Origin of the sequence: Achromobacter pulmonis, from assembly GCF_021733725.1 — a bacterium.
Classification (GTDB): Bacteria; Pseudomonadota; Gammaproteobacteria; order Burkholderiales; family Burkholderiaceae_B; genus Achromobacter; species Achromobacter pulmonis.
On the sequence record NZ_JAIFOT010000001.1, the window covers coordinates 701,296 to 719,301 of the forward strand.

Annotated in this window: 15 protein-coding genes; 9 read left to right on the forward strand and 6 right to left on the reverse strand. The window is 67.9% G+C overall.

From position 1 onward, the window contains the following. The first annotated feature begins 109 nt into the window (after nucleotides 1–109). On the forward strand, nucleotides 110–628 hold the full coding sequence (locus K2W61_RS03250; protein ID WP_175131219.1) for a hypothetical protein: 519 nt from the start codon (nucleotides 110–112) through the stop codon (nucleotides 626–628). Between the two features lie 75 nt (nucleotides 629–703). On the opposite strand, the gene K2W61_RS03255 is transcribed toward K2W61_RS03250, so the two are convergent. From K2W61_RS03255 to K2W61_RS03280, 6 genes are all read right to left on the reverse strand, one after another. Further along, entirely contained in the window at nucleotides 704–1,699 is a 996-nt protein-coding gene (locus K2W61_RS03255; RefSeq protein WP_175131218.1) for an ABC transporter ATP-binding protein, read from the reverse strand. Next, nucleotides 1,696–2,676, reverse strand: a complete 981-nt coding sequence (locus K2W61_RS03260) for an ABC transporter ATP-binding protein (RefSeq protein WP_236755044.1) — start codon at nucleotides 2,674–2,676, stop codon at nucleotides 1,696–1,698. Before K2W61_RS03260 ends, K2W61_RS03255 begins: the two co-directional genes overlap by 4 nt. Nucleotides 2,677–2,686: 10 nt before the next feature. Beyond that, entirely contained in the window at nucleotides 2,687–3,601 is a 915-nt protein-coding gene (locus tag K2W61_RS03265) for an ABC transporter permease (RefSeq protein WP_175131216.1), read from the reverse strand. Further along, complete coding sequence (locus K2W61_RS03270; protein ID WP_175131215.1) at nucleotides 3,601–4,590, reverse strand: ABC transporter permease; 990 nt, start codon at nucleotides 4,588–4,590, stop codon at nucleotides 3,601–3,603. Before K2W61_RS03270 ends, K2W61_RS03265 begins: the two co-directional genes overlap by 1 nt. Before the next feature lie 63 nt (nucleotides 4,591–4,653). Beyond that, nucleotides 4,654–6,225, reverse strand: a complete 1,572-nt coding sequence (locus tag K2W61_RS03275; RefSeq protein ID WP_175131214.1) for an ABC transporter substrate-binding protein — start codon at nucleotides 6,223–6,225, stop codon at nucleotides 4,654–4,656. Nucleotides 6,226–6,453: 228 nt separating this feature from the next. Further along, nucleotides 6,454–6,948, reverse strand: coding sequence for a MarR family winged helix-turn-helix transcriptional regulator (locus tag K2W61_RS03280; RefSeq protein ID WP_175131213.1), 495 nt, complete (start codon nucleotides 6,946–6,948; stop codon nucleotides 6,454–6,456). A gap of 371 nt (nucleotides 6,949–7,319) precedes the next feature. Here K2W61_RS03280 and K2W61_RS03285 point away from each other — a divergent pair, with 371 nt between their 5' ends. From K2W61_RS03285 to K2W61_RS03320, 8 genes are read left to right on the forward strand one after another with little or no spacing between them, the layout of a single operon-like run. Then, the gene (locus K2W61_RS03285; RefSeq protein ID WP_175131212.1) at nucleotides 7,320–9,545 is read left to right on the forward strand and encodes an indolepyruvate ferredoxin oxidoreductase subunit alpha; all 2,226 of its coding nucleotides are present in this window, start codon (nucleotides 7,320–7,322) and stop codon (nucleotides 9,543–9,545) included. Nucleotides 9,546–9,556: 11 nt separating this feature from the next. After that, nucleotides 9,557–11,101 (forward strand): indolepyruvate oxidoreductase subunit beta family protein, encoded by a 1,545-nt coding sequence (locus K2W61_RS03290; protein WP_236755045.1) that lies wholly within the window; start codon nucleotides 9,557–9,559, stop codon nucleotides 11,099–11,101. 21 nt (nucleotides 11,102–11,122) lie between these two features. Further along, nucleotides 11,123–12,100, forward strand: a complete 978-nt coding sequence (locus tag K2W61_RS03295; RefSeq protein WP_236755046.1) for a PDR/VanB family oxidoreductase — start codon at nucleotides 11,123–11,125, stop codon at nucleotides 12,098–12,100. A 27-nt stretch (nucleotides 12,101–12,127) separates the two neighbouring features. Next, complete coding sequence (locus K2W61_RS03300; RefSeq protein ID WP_175131209.1) at nucleotides 12,128–13,441, forward strand: aromatic ring-hydroxylating dioxygenase subunit alpha; 1,314 nt, start codon at nucleotides 12,128–12,130, stop codon at nucleotides 13,439–13,441. After that, complete coding sequence (locus K2W61_RS03305; protein WP_175131208.1) at nucleotides 13,438–13,929, forward strand: aromatic-ring-hydroxylating dioxygenase subunit beta; 492 nt, start codon at nucleotides 13,438–13,440, stop codon at nucleotides 13,927–13,929. Before K2W61_RS03300 ends, K2W61_RS03305 begins: the two co-directional genes overlap by 4 nt. Nucleotides 13,930–13,938: 9 nt before the next feature. Next, nucleotides 13,939–15,570, forward strand: coding sequence for an AMP-binding protein (locus K2W61_RS03310; RefSeq protein ID WP_236755047.1), 1,632 nt, complete (start codon nucleotides 13,939–13,941; stop codon nucleotides 15,568–15,570). Further along, on the forward strand, nucleotides 15,567–16,742 hold the full coding sequence (locus tag K2W61_RS03315) for a thiolase family protein (protein ID WP_175131206.1): 1,176 nt from the start codon (nucleotides 15,567–15,569) through the stop codon (nucleotides 16,740–16,742). The genes K2W61_RS03310 and K2W61_RS03315 overlap by 4 nt, the downstream gene beginning before the upstream one ends. Beyond that, on the forward strand, nucleotides 16,739–17,980 hold the full coding sequence (locus tag K2W61_RS03320; RefSeq protein ID WP_175140969.1) for an SDR family NAD(P)-dependent oxidoreductase: 1,242 nt from the start codon (nucleotides 16,739–16,741) through the stop codon (nucleotides 17,978–17,980). The genes K2W61_RS03315 and K2W61_RS03320 overlap by 4 nt, the downstream gene beginning before the upstream one ends. The last annotated feature ends 26 nt before the right edge of the window (nucleotides 17,981–18,006 follow it).

An 18,006-nucleotide genomic window follows, 5' to 3' on the forward strand; every position in this document is an offset into this window, starting at 1 on the left:
GCCACCTTCGTCATCCAACCGTCGGATGCAAGCCGCGCGCGATCGCGAGACAATAGCGTCTGTTTTTTCGTAACGCCGTCCCCGCGGCATCATCGCGCCAGGAACCTCCATGTCCGCCTCCGCCACGCCCCCGCCTTCCCTGACCCATTTCAGCGCGACCGAGCTGGACATGCTCGCCAAGACCGCCGACGCCCTCAGTGCCTACCTGGGCAAGCCGGTCCTGGCCGAAGTGGTCCTGGGTGAAGAAGGCACCGAATGGGTCACCTATGGCGTGCCCATCGACGAGAACGCCGAACCCGGCGAAGACCAGACCCGCGTCCAGCTGGGCGGCCCCGGCGCCCGCCTCCTGGGCAATCGCGGCGGCCTGCCCCAGACCGGCGACGACACCTACGACTGCCTCTACCTCTGGGCCATCCAGATCTCGCTGAACGAAGGCGAACGCTTCATCAAGCTGGACCACGACGGCGAAGAGTCGGCCTGGTCCGACAGCCTGGAAGACGTGCTGCCCTTCGCCCTGACCGAGGAGCCCCTGCCCGACCCGGACGAGGAAGACGACGAAGACGAAGAGGACGAAGACGACGGCCACGATCACGTCCACGACCACAACGATTCCGGCCACCGCCACTGAACGAGAAAGCAGGCGGACACGACGAGCCGCCCGCCGCGAGACACCTCAAGAATTCACCAAGGCGCCAACACCGGGTCAGACTGCAATCCGCCCTTCCTCCACCGCATGGCAAGCCACAACCGCTACCCCCGCCATCCGAGCCTGCGGCGCCTCCGCCCGGCACCGCTCGTTCGCATGCGGACAGCGCGGATGAAACGTACACCCTGACGGCGGATTCAACGGATTCGGCACTTCCCCCGCCACCGCCGTGCGCGGCTTGCCGGCCCCGTCGATGTCCGGAATCGCCTCCAGCAGCATCCGCGTATACGGATGCCGCGGCCGCGCGAACAGCTCATCGCGCGGCGCCACCTCCACCATCCGCCCGAGATACATCACCCCGACCCGATCGGCCACGTGATGCACCACCGCCAGATTGTGCGAGATGAACAGATAGGTCAGCCCCAACTCGCGCTGTAGATCCTTCATCAGGTTCAGCACCTGCGCCTGCACCGACACATCCAGCGCCGAGGTCGGCTCATCGCACACCAGGAACTCGGGATTCACCGCCAGCGCCCGCGCAATCGAAATGCGCTGGCGCTGGCCGCCCGAGAACTGGTGCGGATAGCGACCCTGGTCGGCCGGGTCCAGCCCCACCTGGCTGAGCAGGTCGCCGACCCGCGCCATGCGCTCGGCCGGCGTCATCTTGGTATGCGTCAGCATCGGCTCGGCAATGATGCGGCCGACGCGCCAGCGCGGATTCAGGCTCGCGTACGGGTCCTGGAAGATCATCTGCAGCCGCTTGCGCAGCGCGCGCCCGCCCGGCTCCGCCATGCGCGACAGCGGCTGGCCGTCGAAGCGGATGTCGCCGCGCGTCAGGCCATACAGTCCCACCAGCATGCGCGCCACCGTCGACTTGCCACAGCCCGACTCGCCCACCAGCGCCAGCGTCTCGCCGCGATTGATCTCGAACGACACGCCATCGACCGCGCGCAGCAGCACGCGCGGCTTGCCCGCCAGCTTGCGTTCCAGCCAGGGCGGCGACACATCGAACCAGCGCGCCGCGTCGTTCACTTGCACCAGCGGCGTGCTCATGCCGTCACCTCGGTTTCGTTTGCATGCAACCAACAGGCCGCGCGGGACGTGCCCGCCGGCATCAACTCGGGCCGGTCGTGGCCGCAGCGCGGCAGGCGCCGGCCGCAGCGTGGATTGAAGGCACAGCCTGGCGGAATCGCGTTCAGGCGCGGCATGCTGCCGTCGATCTGCACCAGCCGCTCGGTATGCCCCTGCAGCGAGGGAATCGATCCCATCAGTCCCGCCGTATAGGGATGACGCGGCTGGTGGATCACATCGCGCACCGGGCCGATCTCGGCCACCCGGCCCGCGTACATCACCGCCACGCGATCGGCCGTCTCCGCGATCACGCCCATGTCGTGGGTGATCAGCATCACCGCCGTGCCCTGCTCGCGGCACAGGCGCTTGAGCAGTTCGATGATCTGGGCCTGTATCGACACGTCCAGCGCCGTGGTCGGCTCATCGGCCACCACCAGCCTGGGCTCGGCCGCCAGCGCCAGCGCGATCACCACGCGCTGCCGCATGCCGCCGGAGAACTGGTGCGGGTAATGGTCGATGCGCTCGCGCGCCGCCGGGATGCCGGTCGCCGCCAGCAGCTCGACCGCCCGGTCGCGCGCCTGCGACCAGCTCAGGTCCAGGTGCGTCACGATGGTCTCGGCCAATTGCCGGCCCACCGTGTACAGCGGGTTCAGGGAGGTCAGCGGATCCTGGAACACCGCCCCGATCTCGCGGCCGCGCACGCGGCGCATCTGCTCGTCGGGCAGGTTGTCGATGCGGCGGCCGGCCAGCAGGATCTCGCCGCCGGCGATACGGCCGGGCGGCTCCAGCAGGCCGATGATGGACGCCCCGGTCAGCGACTTGCCGGCGCCCGATTCCCCCACCACGCCCAGGACTTCACCCGCCTGGATGGAAAAGGACACATCGTCCAGGGCGCGTAGCGTGCCGCGGCGCGTCGGAAACTCGACGCGCAGGTTGCGGACTTCAAGTAATGCGCTCATGGGTATATCTCTAGTTCAGGCGTGGATTCAATGCGTCGCGCAGCCAATCACCCAGCAGGTTGACCGACAGCACCAGCAGCACCAGCGCCGCGCCCGGGAAGATGGTGATCCACCACTCGCCGGAAAACAGGAAATCGTTGCCGATGCGGATCAGCGTGCCCAGCGACGGCGCTGTCGGCGGCACTCCCACCCCCAGAAACGAGAGCGTCGCCTCGGTGATGATGGCGGTCGCCAGATGCACCGTGGCCAGCACCAGCACCGGCCCCAACACATTGGGCAGCACATGGCGGAACATGATGACGGGTGAAGCCACGCCGATCACGCGCGCCGCCTGCACGTATTCGCGGTTCTTCTCCACCAGGGTCGAACCGCGCACCGTGCGCGCATACTGCGGCCAACCGGCAAGCGCGATGGCGCCGATCAGCACCGGGAACGCGATGATCTCGTGCAGCTCGCGCGGCACCGCCGCCCGCGCCACGCCGTCGATCAGGAGCGCGATCAGGATCGCCGGGAACGACAACTGCACATCGGCGACGCGCATGATGAAAGCATCGATGCGCCCGCCCGCGTACCCCGAGACCAGCCCCAGCACGATACCGATCAGCATCGACAGCAGCACCGAGGCCAGCCCGATCAGCAGCGACACGCGAGTGCCGTAGAGGATGGCCGAATACAGGTCGCGGCCCTGGCTGTCGGTGCCCAGCAGATAGGTCGACTGGCCGTCGGGCGACCAGGCCGGCGGCAGCAGCGCGTCCAGCAACTCGACCTGGGTCAGGTCGAACGGATTGTGCGGCGCCACCCAGCCGGCGCCGAACGAGCCGATCAGCAGCGCCGCCAGCATGACGGTGGCGACGATGGCCACGGGCGCCCGGCGCCAGGCCCAGGCGATATCGCTGTCCCACCAGCGTTTCAGTACGGCACGCATCAGTGGCCACCTCCGCCGCGGGTCAGCCCGGAACGCAGGCGCGGGTCCACGACAAAATACAGAAGATCGACGATCAGGTTGATCACCACGAACACCAGCGCGATCAGGCACAGGTACGCGGCCATCACCGGCACGTCGGCAAATTGCACCGCCTGGATGAACAGCAGGCCCATGCCGGGCCACTGGAACACCGTTTCGGTCACGATGGCGAAGGCGATGATGCCGCCCAGCTGCAGCCCGGTGATGGTGATGACGGGCACCATGGTGTTCTTGAGCGCGTGGCCGAAATGAATGGCGCGGCGCTTCAGGCCCCGGGCGCGGGCGAACTTGATGTAGTCCGAACGCAGCACCTCCAGCATCTCCGAGCGCACCAGCCGCAGCACCAGCGTCATCTGGAACAGCGACAGCGTGATCGAGGGCAGGATCAGGTGTTTCCAGCCGTTGGCGGTGAACAGCCCGGAGGTCCACCAGCCCAGCGCCACGGTATCGCCGCGGCCGTAACTGGGCAGCCAGCCCAATTGCACCGAGAACACCAGAATCAGCAGGATGCCGATCAGGAAGGTCGGCAACGACACCCCAAGCAGCGAGCCGGCCAGCAGCAGTTGCGACAGCAGGCTGTTGCGCTTGAGCGCGGTGTATACGCCCAGGGGCACGCCCACCACCAGCGCCAGCAGGGCCGCCACCATGGACAGTTCCAGCGTGGCTGGCAGGCGCGACTTGAGCAGGCTGGAGACCGGTTCGCTCTGGCGCAGGGAAATACCGAAATTGCCTTGCGCGGCGTTGGCCACGAAATGGCCGAACTGGACGATGGCGGGCTGGTTCAGGCCCAGGCGCTCACGCAGTTCGATGCGCTCGGCATCGGTGGCGTCCTGTCCCAGCATGATGGTGACAGGGTCGCCGACGTATTGGAAAAGCACGAAGGCCAGCAGCGCGACGGTGAGCATCACCGCTACGGCCTGCAACAGGCGGCGCAGTATGAAAGCGAACATAGGCGGGAAAGGCAGGACGGCGAAACCCCGCGGGGCTTCGCTGTCTGTTTAGCCGGGGCGGGGTCAGTCGACCTTGACCCAGTCGGCAACGAGGCGGTTGTCGGCGCGGTGGATCACCGACACGTTCTTGCGCATGGCCCAGGGAATGACCTGGTCGTGCAGCGGGATGTGGCCGAATTCCTGGGCGTGGACTTCCAGCACTTTGCGGATGTCGGCGTCGCGCTTGGCCGCATCGGTCTCGGTCTTGATGCGATCGATGATCGCGTCCAGTTCCTTGTTGCTGTAGTTGCCCAGGTTGTACATGCCGTCCGCGCCCTCGCCCTTGGTGCGGATCAGGTTCTGCAACGTGTACATGGCGTCGAACGTCGGCACGCCCCAGCCGAACAGATAGGCGCTGGTGTCGGCGCTCTGCACCTTGGGGAAGTAGGTCGAACGCGGCATGGCGTTCATGCTCGCCTTCACGCCCACCTTGGCCCACATGCCGACCACGGCCTGGCAGATCGCTTCGTCGTTGATGTAGCGGTTGTTGGGGCAGTCGAGCGTGAAGTTCAGGGTGCCGTCGTAGCCGGCCTCCTTGAGCAGGGCGCGGGCTTTCGCGGGGTCGTAGGGCACGCGCTTGTGCAGCGATTCGGTCCAGCCGTGGACCTGCGGCGCGATCATGGTGCCGGTGGGCGCCGACAGGCCGCGCATCACGGCGCGCTTGATGGCGTCGACGTCGATGGCGCGGTACAGCGCCTCGCGCACGCGGATGTCCTGGAACGGGTTCTTGCCCTTGATGTTCGAGTACTGCAGCTCGGGACGCTTCTGGTCCAGGCCCAGGTAGATGGTGCGGTATTCATTGCCCTCGACCACCTTGGCCGACTGGCGCAGGCGGTCCAGGTCCTGCGCGGCCGGATCGAGCACGAAGTCGATCTCGCCCGACAGCAGCGCGGCGGTGCGGGTGGCGTTCTGCTTGATCGGCGTGAACACCACTTCGGTGACGTTGCCGACCTTGTTGGCCTTGTTCCACCAGTCCTTGTTCTCTTCGAACACGGTGCGCACGTCGACTTCGCGCGACTTCAGCTTGTAGGGGCCGGTGCCGTTGGTGTTGCGCGCGCCGAAGGTGTCTTCCTTGTTGACGAAATCCTGCGGCTTGGCGATGTTGTTCTTTTCCGACCAGGCCTTGTTCATGATGAACACGTTGGGCAACTGGCGCAGCAGCACCGGGTTGGGCGCGGAGGTCTCGATCTCGACCGTCAGGTCGTCGATCTTGCGCGCTTCCTTGATGCCGGTGGTATAGGCCTTGTAGTTCGAGGTGGGCGCCATGGCGCGGTGCACCGAGAACACCACATCGTCGGCAGTGAAGGCGGCGCCGTCGTGGAACTTGACGCCGGGGCGCAGCTTGAAGCGGTAGAGCGTGGGCGAAACCTGCTGCCATTCGGTTGCCAGGCGCGGCACCACCTTGAAGTCCTTGTCGTAGTCCACCAGCGGCTCATACACGTAGCTGTTGGCGGCGATCGTCATGCCTTCGTTCTGCGAGTGGGGATCGAAGGTGAGGATGTCGCCCTGGGCGGCCCAGCGGAAGGTCTTGGCCTGCCCGATCGAGGGCGCGGCCACGGCGGCGGCGATCGCGATAGCAATCAAAGTGCGGCGCATAGATTCAACTCCTGACAGTAGTCTGAATATCGGCGCGATATTGCCTAGCGCCAGGAACCCCGTCAATTAAGGGTTTATGCGTAGCGGAGGGGGTTTTCACAGGGAAAACCTATTCAGGGACATATATGAATATGAGAAAAAAAACGCTGCTCCCCGAAAGTGAACAACGTTTGCCCGGCCAAAAAGCCGCCGTCGAGCTTCCGGGCCGGGGGCGGGCCGTGTACGCGCCTATTCGTCGGTATCCAGCGGCAGGTCCAGCGGCACGTGTTCGGTCATCAGCAGCCGCAGCATGTCGATCAGCAAGGCCGCCTTGTCCTCGCCGAACGGCGCCAGCACCGCCTTCTGGTGCTGCATGGCCTGGCCGCACAGCGCGGCGATCAGGTTGCGGCCCTTGGTGGTGATGACCACGCGCGTCTGGCGGCGATCGGCGCGCACGCCCGTACGCGCCACCAGACCTTCGGCTTCCATGCGCTGCACCACCTTGCTGAGGGTCGGTTGCTTGGTGATGGCGAGCACCGCCAGATCGCCGATGGTCTCGCCCTGGCTGCCTTCCAGGCTGGCAAGCACCCGCCATTCGGTCACCGACAATCCGGCCGCCTTGACCTGCTGATGGAATTCCGCCGAGATGCGCTGGCTGGCCTGCGCCAGCAGGTAGGCCAGGTAGTCGTCGACGAAGCGCGCGCCGCCGCCCTGGGTACCTTCGCCCTGCTTGTCCGACCGCATGTTGTTCCGCTCCCACGCATCAATATTGAATGGACGACCCGAGGCCGGCAGGCGCATTGCACCACGTTGGCGCGGGCGCGCGCCATGACGCGGCGCAATGCTGTTGCGCAGCACAGGGTATACCCCGAAGCGCAACCCGTTTTTGCACCATCAAAGCGCCTTTTTCGGGCGCTCGGGATAGAGAACAACCAGTATATACACCCTTGTTTTAGCGTGATATTTTTTTGATTCCATGAAATTTCATCTTTTTTGTTGACAGCTAAAACGTTGACTCCTAAAGTATTTTTCAGGGCGAAATTTCGTGACATGGCGTTGCTGCTAAGCAGCATGGCTGCGGGACCCGGATGCCGGTCCGCGTAGAGGAGTTCGAGATGGCTGAAAGGTCTTTCAAGAAAGAAGTCCAGCAGTTGCGCATCGGCGCGGGCGAAGAGTTCCGCGGCGAAGGCATTCTCGCGGTCACCAAGGCGCTGCTGCAATCCGGCGTGGGCTATGTGGCGGGCTACCAGGGTTCGCCCATCTCGCACCTGATGGACGTGCTGGCCGACGCCAACGACATCCTGCAGGAACTGGGCGTGCACTTCGAGGCCAGCGCTTCCGAGGCCACCGCCGCCGCCACGCTGGCCGCCTCGGTCATGTATCCGATCCGTGGCGCGGTCACCTGGAAATCCACCGTCGGCACCAACGTCGCCTCGGACGCGCTGGCCAACCTGGCCTCGGGCGGCGTCACCGGCGGCGCGCTGGTGATCGTCGGCGAAGACTACGGCGAAGGCTCGTCCATCATGCAGGAACGCTCGCATGCGTTCGCCATGAAATCGCAGATCTGGCTGCTCGATCCGCGTCCCAACCTTGAAAGCATGGTCAAGGCGGTGGAAGACGGCTTCGCGTTGTCGGAAGCCAGCAAGACGCCGGTGATGCTGCAGCTGCGCATCCGCGGCTGCCACGTGCATGGCCGCTTCATCGCCAAGGACAACCAGCGGCCGGCGTTTTCGCTGGCCGAGGCGCTGGAAAACCCGGCGCGCGACACCAGCCGCATTGTGCTGCCGCCGGCCTCTTTCCTGCACGAGCAGGAAAAAATCAAGGAACGCTGGCCCGCCGCCATCCGCTATATCAAGGAACACAAGCTCAACGAGCACTTCGACGGCGACCAGGACGACATCGGCCTGATCCTGCAAGGCGGCCTCTACAACGGCGTGATCCGCGCCCTGCAATTGCTGGGCCTGGCGGACAACTTCGGCAACAGCCGCATTCCGCTGTATGTGATGAACGTGGCCTACCCGGTGATCGAGGACGAGGTCATCGATTTCTGCCGCGACAAGCGCGCCGTGCTGCTGCTGGAGGAAGGCCAGCCCGATTACCTGGAGCAGGCGCTGCACGCGGTGCTGCGCAAGGCCGGCGTCGATACGAAGCTGTCCGGCAAGGACGTGCTGCCGATGGCCGGCGAATACACCACCCAGGTGATGCGCGACGGCCTGCGTGAATTCCTCAAGCGCGAGCGTCCGGAATCGCTGCAGACCCATCCGGCCGTGGCCGCCGACAGCGGCGCGGCGCAACCCGCGCTGCAGGTCACCGAGATCACGCGGCCCAAGCCGGCGCCGCGCCCGGCCGAACAGCCCATCACTTTCCACAAGCACGTCGCGGAACTGGCCGCCGTGGTGCCGCCGCGTCCTGCCGGCTTCTGTACCGGCTGTCCGGAACGGCCGATCTTCTCGGCCCTGACGCTGGCGCAGGAGACGCTGGGCCAGCATCATATTTCCTGCGACATCGGCTGCCACCTGTTCTCGATCCTGCCGCCCTTCAACCTGGGCGCCACCACCATGGGCTACGGCCTGGGCGCCTCCAGCGCCGCGGCCTTCAACGTACCGGCGGCCAAGCGGCCGATCTCCATCATGGGCGACGGCGGCTTCTGGCACAACGGCCTGGCCTCGGGCATCGGCAATGCGGTGTTCAACAAGTACGACGGCGTCATCGTCATCGTCGACAACTTCTACGCCTCGGCCACCGGCGGGCAGGACATCCTGTCCTCGCGCGCCGAGAATCCGGATCGCTCCACCAATAACCCCATCGACCAGGCCGTGCGCGGCGTGGGCGTGAAGTGGGTGCGCACGCTCGACCGCACCTACGACGTGGCCAAGGTACGCGCCACCATCGAGGAAGCGCTGACCACCGACATCAAGGGCCCCAAGGTCATCATCGCCCAGTCCGAATGCATGCTGAACAAGCAGCGCCGCATCAAGCCGCTGTTCAACCAGGCGGTCAAGGCCGGCAAGCGCGTGGTCAAGGAACGCTTCGGCGTCGACCCCGACGTCTGCACCGGCGACCATGCCTGTATCCGGCTGTCCGGCTGCCCGTCGCTGACGGTCAAGGACAGCGGCGATCCTCTCAAGGAAGACCCGGTGGCCCACGTCGAGAGCAGTTGCGTCGGCTGCGGCAACTGCGGCGAAGTGGCGCACGCCGCCGTGCTGTGCCCGTCTTTCTACCGCGCCGACATCGTCCACAACCCCAGCGGCCGCGACCGTTTCCTGGCGCGCCTGCGCCAGGGCGTGATCGGCTACCTGCAGCGCCGCCGCGAAGCGCGCCTGGCCAAATTTGCCCTGTGAGGACCCGCCCCATGAACCCGGTGGCATTGCAGCAAGGCACTCCCATCAAGATCGCCATCCTGGCCATGGGCGGCCAGGGCGGCGGCGTGCTGGCCGACTGGATCGTCGACATGGCCGAGCACGCCGGCTGGTGGGCCCAGACCACCTCGGTGCCGGGCGTGGCCCAGCGCACCGGCGCCACCATCTATTACCTGGAACTGCTGCCCGAGGCCGACGTGGACCGCGCCGGCCGCGCGCCCGCGCTGGCGTTGATGCCCACGCCGGGCGACGTCGACCTGGTGGTGGCGGCCGAGCTGATGGAAGGCGGCCGCGCCATCCAGCGCGGTCTGGTCACGCCCGACCGCAGCGTGCTGATCGCCTCGTCGCACCGCAGCTACGCGGTCAGCGAGAAATCGGCGCCGGGCAACGGCATCGCCGATCCCAACAAAGTGCTGGAAGCCGGCCGCGCCGCGGCCCGCCGCTTCCTCTGCTCCGACTTGCAGGAACTGGCCGACCGCGCCGGCAGCGTCATCAGCGCCAGCCTGTTCGGCGCCGTGGCCGGCAGCGGCGCCTTGCCGTTCTCGCGCGACGATTTCGAGGCCACCGTGCGCCGCGCCGGCGTCGGCGTGGACGCCAGCCTGCGCGCCTTCGCGCTGGGCTTCGAGGCCGCCGCACAGGCGCCGGCGCAACCGGCCGCAATCGACCTGACGCGCCCCGTGCCCGCCGTGCCCGAACGCGCCGCCAGCCCGCGGTCACAGGCATTGCTGGACCGCATCACCCGCGACTTTCCCGCCTGTGCGCAGCCACTGCTGACGGCCGGCGCGCGCCGCCAGATCGAGTTCCAGGATCTGGCATACGCCGAAGACTACCTGGCCCGCATGACCGCGATCCGCGAACTGGACGCGCGCCATGGCGGCGAATCGAAGCAATGGGCGCTGACCTGTGCCGCCGCGCGCTACCTGGCCACCGCCATGGCCTACGACGACGTCATCCGCGTGGCCGACCTGAAGACGCGCGGCACGCGCTTCGAACGGGTGCGCGCCGAGGTCGGCGCCAAGCCCGGCCAACTGGTCTACACGACCGAATTCATGCACCCGCGGCTGGAAGAGATCTGCGGCACGCTGCCGGCCGGCCTGGGCCGCTGGCTGGAACGATCCAAGGCCTTCGGCGGTTTCGTCGAGCGCCGCCTGGGCAAGGGCCGCCGCATGCAGAGCGGCACGCTGGGCGGCTTCCTGATGCTGTACACGCTGGCCGGCATGCGCCGTTTCCGCCGCCGCACGCTGCGCCACCAGATCGAATCCGAAGGCCTGGCGCAATGGCTCGACCTGATCGCCAGCCTGGCGCCGCGCGACTACGACCTGGCGGTGGAAACCGTGAACTGCCGCCGCCTGGTCAAAGGCTACAGCGACACCCACGTGCGCGGCGGCGGCAAGTACCGCCAACTGATCGCGGCCGCCGCCAAGCTGGCGGGCCGGCCGGACGCGGCGGCATCGCTGCGCGCGCTGCGCCAGGCCGCGCTGGCCGACGAGAAATGCGGCCCCCTGGAACGCCAACTGGCCGAGAAACTGGCCGCCTGACACCGAGATAGAGACGACGCCGTGCAAACCCTGAAACTCATCGTCCGTGAAGTGCGGCAGGAATCGCCGCTGATCCGCTCGCTGCGCCTGGCGCGCGAGGATGGCGGCGCCCTGCCCGCTTTCGGCCCCGGCGCGCACCTGAAGGTGAGCGTGCCAGGCCTGCGCGAACCGCGCTGCTATTCGCTGGTGCAACTGACGCCGGAAGCCGGCCGCTTCGCCGAACCCGTCGAGTACCGCCTGGGCGTGCGGCTGGAGCAAGCCAGCGCGGGCGGCTCGCGCCACATGCACGGCCTGGCGGTTGGCGACACACTCAGTGCCGAAGGCCCCAAGAACGATTTCCCGCTGCACGAAGGTCCGGCCGGCGACGAGCCGGTGCTGCTGATCGCCGGCGGCATCGGCATCACGCCGGTGGCGTCCATGGCGGCGGCGCTCAAGGCCGCCGGCCGCGCCTTCGAACTGCACTACAGCGGCCGCAGCCGCGACCAGCTGGCGTTCCTACCGGAGCTGCAGGCGCTGGCCGGCGACGCGCTGGTGCCGCATGCCGATGACGACGACGCCTGCCGCTTCGACCTGAAGGCGCTGCTGGACGCCGCCAATCCGCGCCAGCACCTGTATGTGTGCGGCCCCAAGGGCCTGATCGACGCCGTCATCCAGGAAGCGCGCGCGCGCCACTGGCCCGACGCCCACATCCATTTCGAGCTGTTCGCCACCGCCGCGCCGCAGGCCGGCGACCAGCCCTTCGAGGTCGAGCTGCGCCAATCCGGCCGGGTGCTGACCATTCCCGCCGACAAGACCATCGTTGACGTGATGGAAGAGGAAGGCTGCGACCCGATGTACGACTGCAAGCGCGGCGAATGCGGCGTGTGCCAGGCCACGGTGCTGGAAGGCGAGCCCGACCACCGCGACTACTACCTGTCGGATACCGAGAAAGCCAGCGGCAAGATCATCCAGATCTGCATCTCTCGCGCCAAGTCGGCGCGCCTGGTGCTGGACCTGTAGCGGCGGGCGCGAGACGAGGAGACCCCCATGGCCAAATACCGCGACAACCCCGACGCCATCCGCGCGCTGCTGCGCGAGACCGAGGTGCACAAGGACCTGTTCATCGACCCCGAGCTGTTCGACCTGGAGATGGAACGGTTGTACGCCAACACCTGGGTCTACGTCGGCCACGACAGCCAGGTGCCCAACCCGGGCGACTACATCACCACTACCGTCGGCAACCAGCCGGTGGTGATGGTGCGCCACAGCGACCGCTCGGTGCGCGTGCTGCACAACCGCTGCCCGCACAAGGGCACCATGGTGGCGGGCGACGCCTGCGGCAACACCGGCAAGTTCTTCCGCTGCCCGTATCACGCCTGGACCTTCAAGACCGACGGCAGCCTGTTGTCGATTCCGCTGAAGAAGGGCTATGAGAACACCGGCCTGGAACAGTGCGAGGCCAGCCAGGGCATGGCGGCGGTGAAGGACGTACGCAACCACCGCGGTTTCGTGTTCTGCCGCCTGAATCCCAACGGCCAATCGTTCGAGGACTTCTTCGGCGACGCGTTGTCGACGCTGGACAACATGGTCGACCGCTCGCCCGAGGGCCGGCTGGAAGTGGCCGGCGGCGTGCTGCGCTACATGCACCGCTGCAACTGGAAGATGCTGGTCGACAACCAGACCGACACCTGCCACCCGATGGTGGCGCACGAATCGTCGGCCGGCACCGCGGTCAAGGTGTGGGAGCAGGCGCCCGCCGGCACGCCCAAGCCGATGGCGGTGGAACTGTTCGCGCCGTTCATTTCGCCCTACGAATTCTTCGAGAACATGGGCATCCGCGTCTGGGAAAACGGCCACGGCCATACCGGCGTATCCGATTCGATCCACGCCGCGTACTCGGGCGTCCCCGGCTACTGGGAATCGATGGTCGCGGCCTATGGCGAGGAGCGCGCGCACCAGATCCTGGGCGACGTGCGCCACAACACGGTGTACTTCCCCAACATCATGGTCAAGGGCCCGATCCAGACCCTGCGCGTGTTCAAGCCGATCGCCGCCGACCGCACCCTGGTGGAGTCGTGGACCTTCCGCCTGGTCGGCGCGCCTGACCTGTTGCTGGAGCGCACGCTCATGTACAACCGCCTGATCAACGCCCCCACCTCCGTGGTCGGCCACGACGACCTGGAGATGTACGAACGCGCCCAGGACGGCCTGCAATCGCGCGCCCGCGACTGGGTCAATGTCGGCCGCCTGTACGACCCGGCCGAAGCCGGCCAGAAAAACGTCACCACCAACGGCACCAACGAATGGCAGATGCGCAACCAGTACCGCGCATGGGGCCGCTACATGACGGAGCAGGCATGAGCTTGAGCGACCGCGACCTGATCGATTTCGTCTACGCCGAGGCGCGCCTGCTTGACGAACTGCGCTTCGAGGACTGGCTCGACCTGTACACCGACGATGGCTACTACTGGATGCCCCTGGCGCACGACCAGACCGACGCCCGGCTGCACGCCTCGCTGATGTATGAGGACAAGCTGCTGCTGCGCGTGCGGGTCGAGCGGCTGGCGGGCCAGCGCACGTTCTCGCAGCAACCCAGGAGCCGCTGCCACCACCTGTTGCAGGCGCCCACCATCGAGCGCGATCATCCCGAATCGGCGCCCGGGCAGGGCCGCCACGTGCTGCGCACCGCCTTCCATTACGTCGAGACGCGGCAGGACACGCAGACCCTGTACGCCGGCTGGGCCACGCATCATCTGGTCGAGCAGGACGGCGCGCTGCGCATCCGCCTCAAGCGCGTCGACTTGGTGAATTGCGACGCCGCCTTCGGCAACATCCAATTGTTCATGTAGGAGCGGCTTGTGAGCACCACCGTCCACCAGGCATTCCTGGACACCGCAGCGCGCCACGGCGCCCGCCCCTTCCTGTGCATCCTGCCGGAAACCGCCGCCATCTATGGCATCGGCGCCGGCGAGCTGAGCTATGCGCAGGCGGCCAGCGCCATCGAAACGCTGCGCGCGGCCTATGCGCGCGCCGGCTACGGTCACGGCCATCGCGCCGGCCTGTTGCTGGAAAACCGTCCGGCCTTCTTCCTGCACTGGTTCGCGCTGAACGCGCTGGGCGTGTCGGTGGTGCCGATCAATCCCGACCTGCGCGCGGCGGAACTGGAATACCTGACCGGCCACTCCGAGATCGCGCTGGCCGTGGCCCTGCCCGAGCGCCACGCCGACCTGCTGGCCGCCGCCGAGCGCGCCGGCCGGCCGTTGCGCGTGATGGGCCCGGACGACGCGCCGCCCGCGGCGCCCTTCCCCGCGCCGCTGGCAGGCGAACCCGACGAGCTGAGCGAATGCGCGCTGCTGTACACGTCCGGCACCACCGGCCGCCCCAAAGGCTGCATTCTGCCGAACCGCTACTTCCTGCACGCGGGCGGCTGGTACGCCCGCATCGGCGGCCTGGCCGAACTGCGTCCCGGCGAGGAACGCATGCTGACGCCGCTGCCGCTGGTGCACATGAACGCCATGGCCTATTCCGCCATGGCCATGGTGCTGACCGGCGGCTGCCTGATTCCGCTGGATCGCTTCCACCCCAAGACCTGGTGGGACAGCGTGCGCGACTCGGGCGCCACCGTGCTGCACTACCTGGGCGTGATGCCGGCGATCCTGATGAAGGCCGAGCCGTCGCCGCGGGACAGGCAGCCAGCGATACGCTTCGGCTTCGGCGCCGGCGTTGACCGCAAGCTGCACCAACCGTTCGAGGAACGCTTCGGCTTCCCGCTGCTGGAAGCCTGGGCCATGACCGAGACCGGCGCCGGCGCGGTCATCATCGCCAACCAGGAACCGCGCCACATCGGCAGCAGCTGCTTCGGCCGCGAGGAAGACGACGTGCAGGTGCGCATCGTCGCCGATCATGGCGCCGAGGCCGCGGCGGGCGAGCCGGGCGAGCTGCTGGTGCGCCATGCCGGCGAAGACCCGCGCTACGGCTTCTTCGCCGGCTACCTGAAGGACGCCGACGCCACCGCCCAGGCGTGGGAAGACGGCTGGTTCCATACCGGCGACATCGTCCGGCGCGAGGCCGACGGCGCGCTGCGCTTCGTCGATCGCAAGAAGAACGTGATCCGCCGCAGCGGCGAGAACATCTCGGCGGTGGAAGTCGAAAGCGTGCTGTTGCAGCATCCGCTGGTCAAGGCGGTGGCGGTGGCCGCCGTGCCCGACCCGGTGCGCGGCGACGAGGTGCTGGCCTGCGTGGTGGCCGAAACGCCGACCGCCGACGCGGCCGCCCGCGCCGGCGCGGCCCGCGACATCGTGCAATGGAGCCTGCAGCAACTGGCCTACTACAAGGCGCCCGGCTACGTCGCCTTCGTCGACAGCCTGCCGCTGACCACCACCAACAAGATCCAGCGCGGCGAGATGAAGGCGCTGGCGCCAACCCTGCCGGGAACGGCCTGCTGCGTCGACACCACCGCCATGAAGAAACGCCAGGAGCCGGCCCGATGAGCGCGCCGCGCGCCCGCTACGACGGCGTGGTGGCGGCCCTGCCCGTCAGCATTCCCTACGAGCGCTACTCCACCCATGCCGCCCACTGGTGGCTGGGCCGCGCGCTGGGCGCGCTGATCCGCCAGGCCGGCATCGCCAAGACCGACATCGACGGCCTGTGCGTGTCCAGCTTCACGCTGGCGCCGGACACCGCCGTGGGCCTGACGCAGCACCTGGGCATGAGTCCGCGCTGGCTCGATCACATCCCCATGGGCGGCGCCAGCGGCGTGGGCGCCCTGCGCCGCGCCGCGCGCGCGGTGCAGGCGGGCGACGCCGGCATCGTCGCCTGCATCGCGGGCGACACCAACCAGGTCGACTCGTTCCGCAACACCGTCAGCCAGTTTTCGCGCTTCGCCCAGGATGCGGTCTATCCGTACGGCGCGGGCGGCCCCAACGCTAGCTTCGCGCTGCTGACCGCGCACTACATGCGCAGCACCGGCGCCACCCGCGAAGACTTCGGCAAGGTCTGCGTGGCGCAGCGCGACAACGCCCTGCGCTATCCGCACGCGCTGATGAAAAAACCGCTGACGCTCGGTCAATACCTGGACGCGCGCGTCATCACCGACCCGATCCACCTGTTCGACTGCGTCATGCCGTGCGCCGGCGCCGACGGCTTCCTGGTCATGCGCGAGGACCGGGCGCGGGCGCTGAACCTGCCCTACGCCCGCATCCTGTCCACCATCGAGCGCCACAACGCCTGGATCGAGGATCCGATCCAGACCCGCGGCGGCTGGACCATGGACATCGACGAGCTCTACGGCATGGCCGGCGCCGCGCCGGCCGACATGGATTTCCTGCAGGCCTATGACGACTACCCGGTCATCAACCTGATGCAGATGGAAGACCTGGGCTTCTGCCCCAAGGGCGAGGCGCCGGCGTTCGTGCGCGCCAATACCTTCACCGTCGACGGCAGCTTGCCCTTCAACACCAACGGCGGCCAGCTGTCGGTGGGCCAGGCCGGCGCTGCCGGTGGCTACCTCGGCCTGGTCGAAGCGTTGCGCCAGTTGACCGGCACGGCCGGCGGCACCCAGGTGGCCGACGCGCGGCTGGGCCTGGTCAGCGGCTTCGGCATGATCAACTACGACCGCGGCCTGTGCACCGCCGCGGCCATCCTGGCCAGGAGCGACGCATGACCGAGCCGCTAGTCAAGCCGCCGCGCAAAAATCCCGTGGCGCGCACGCGCCAGCCGACCCTGCCGCCCGGCGCCCGCAGCCGCGCGGCGCTGGGGCTGACGGCCGCGGCCGCCGAAGGGCGCTTCGAACTGCAGACCTGCGCCGATTGCGGCGCGGTGCAATACCCGCCGCGTGAAGTCTGCGGCCATTGCCTGTCGGAACGCCTGCCGTGGCGGCCGGTGGACCCGCGCGGCGAACTGCTGGTCAGCACCACCCTGCACCACAGCAACGACCTCTATTTCCGTGAACGCCTGCCTTGGCGCGTGGGCACGGTGCGCATGGACGCCGGCCCGTCGGTGGTGGCGCACGTGCACCAGGACTGCGCCGACGGCGCCCGCGTGCGGCTGGCGCTGAAGCTCGATCGCAGCGGCCAGGCCGTGATGATCGCCCTGCCCGAAAGGAATACGCCCAACATGGAAGACGACAAGACCTTGCGCGAGACCTCGTGCGATCCGAAGTTCCGCCGGGCGCTGGTCACCGACGGCAAGTCGGCGGTGGGCCTGGCGGTGGCGCGCGCGCTGCTGGACGCCGGCAGTCCCACGGTGTTCGTGGGCGACCCGCAGACCTGGCGCCGCGATGCCGCCTTCGACGCGCTGGCGGCCGATCCGCGGGTGCAGGTGCTGGCGCTGGACGTAACCGACAGCGACGCGGTCGAGCGCGCGGCCGCCTCGATCGGCGGCAAGGTCGAGATCCTGGTCAACACCGCCGACCAGGAGCGCGAAGGCGGACTGCTCGGGCGCAAGGATGTCAACACCGCGCGCGACGCCCTGGACGTCAACGTGCTGGGCCTGATGCGGCTGGCGCAGGGCTTCGGCCCGGCGCTGTGCGGCCGCGCCGCCGACGGCGTCAACAACGCCACGGCCTGGGTCAACGTGCTGTCGATCTACGCCCACGTCAACCTGCCGGCGCGCGGCATGTGGTCGGCCTCCAAGGCCGCCGCGCTGTCACTGGCGCAATGCCTGCGGGCGGAAATGCGGCCGGCCGGCGTGCGCGTGGTGAATGTGTTTCCGGGTCCGGTGGACCATGAGTGGGAGCAGCGCACGCCGCCCCCGCGCGTGGCCCCCGCGGCCATCGCGAACGCCATCGTGCGCGCACTGAAGGAAGGCCTCGAGGACGTGTACGTCGGCGACGTGGCGCAGGAATTCCGCGCGCGGCTGGCGGAGAACCCCAAGGGACTGGAACGGGAACTGGGCGCCTGACGCCCCCGACACGCAAACCAAAGGAG

Bases quoted from the DNA above. Each gene is read 5' to 3' on its own strand.
- K2W61_RS03250 (WP_175131219.1), top strand. From the start codon at position 110: ATGTCCGCCTCCGCCACGCCCCCGCCTTCCCTGACCCATTTCAGCGCG.
- K2W61_RS03255 (WP_175131218.1), bottom strand. From the start codon at position 1,699: ATGAGCACGCCGCTGGTGCAAGTGAACGACGCGGCGCGCTGGTTCGAT.
- K2W61_RS03260 (WP_236755044.1), bottom strand. From the start codon at position 2,676: ATGAGCGCATTACTTGAAGTCCGCAACCTGCGCGTCGAGTTTCCGACG.
- K2W61_RS03265 (WP_175131216.1), bottom strand. From the start codon at position 3,601: ATGCGTGCCGTACTGAAACGCTGGTGGGACAGCGATATCGCCTGGGCC.
- K2W61_RS03270 (WP_175131215.1), bottom strand. From the start codon at position 4,590: ATGTTCGCTTTCATACTGCGCCGCCTGTTGCAGGCCGTAGCGGTGATG.
- K2W61_RS03275 (WP_175131214.1), bottom strand. From the start codon at position 6,225: ATGCGCCGCACTTTGATTGCTATCGCGATCGCCGCCGCCGTGGCCGCG.
- K2W61_RS03280 (WP_175131213.1), bottom strand. From the start codon at position 6,948: ATGCGGTCGGACAAGCAGGGCGAAGGTACCCAGGGCGGCGGCGCGCGC.
- K2W61_RS03285 (WP_175131212.1), top strand. From the start codon at position 7,320: ATGGCTGAAAGGTCTTTCAAGAAAGAAGTCCAGCAGTTGCGCATCGGC.
- K2W61_RS03290 (WP_236755045.1), top strand. From the start codon at position 9,557: ATGAACCCGGTGGCATTGCAGCAAGGCACTCCCATCAAGATCGCCATC.
- K2W61_RS03300 (WP_175131209.1), top strand. From the start codon at position 12,128: ATGGCCAAATACCGCGACAACCCCGACGCCATCCGCGCGCTGCTGCGC.
- K2W61_RS03305 (WP_175131208.1), top strand. From the start codon at position 13,438: ATGAGCTTGAGCGACCGCGACCTGATCGATTTCGTCTACGCCGAGGCG.
- K2W61_RS03315 (WP_175131206.1), top strand. From the start codon at position 15,567: ATGAGCGCGCCGCGCGCCCGCTACGACGGCGTGGTGGCGGCCCTGCCC.
- K2W61_RS03320 (WP_175140969.1), top strand. From the start codon at position 16,739: ATGACCGAGCCGCTAGTCAAGCCGCCGCGCAAAAATCCCGTGGCGCGC.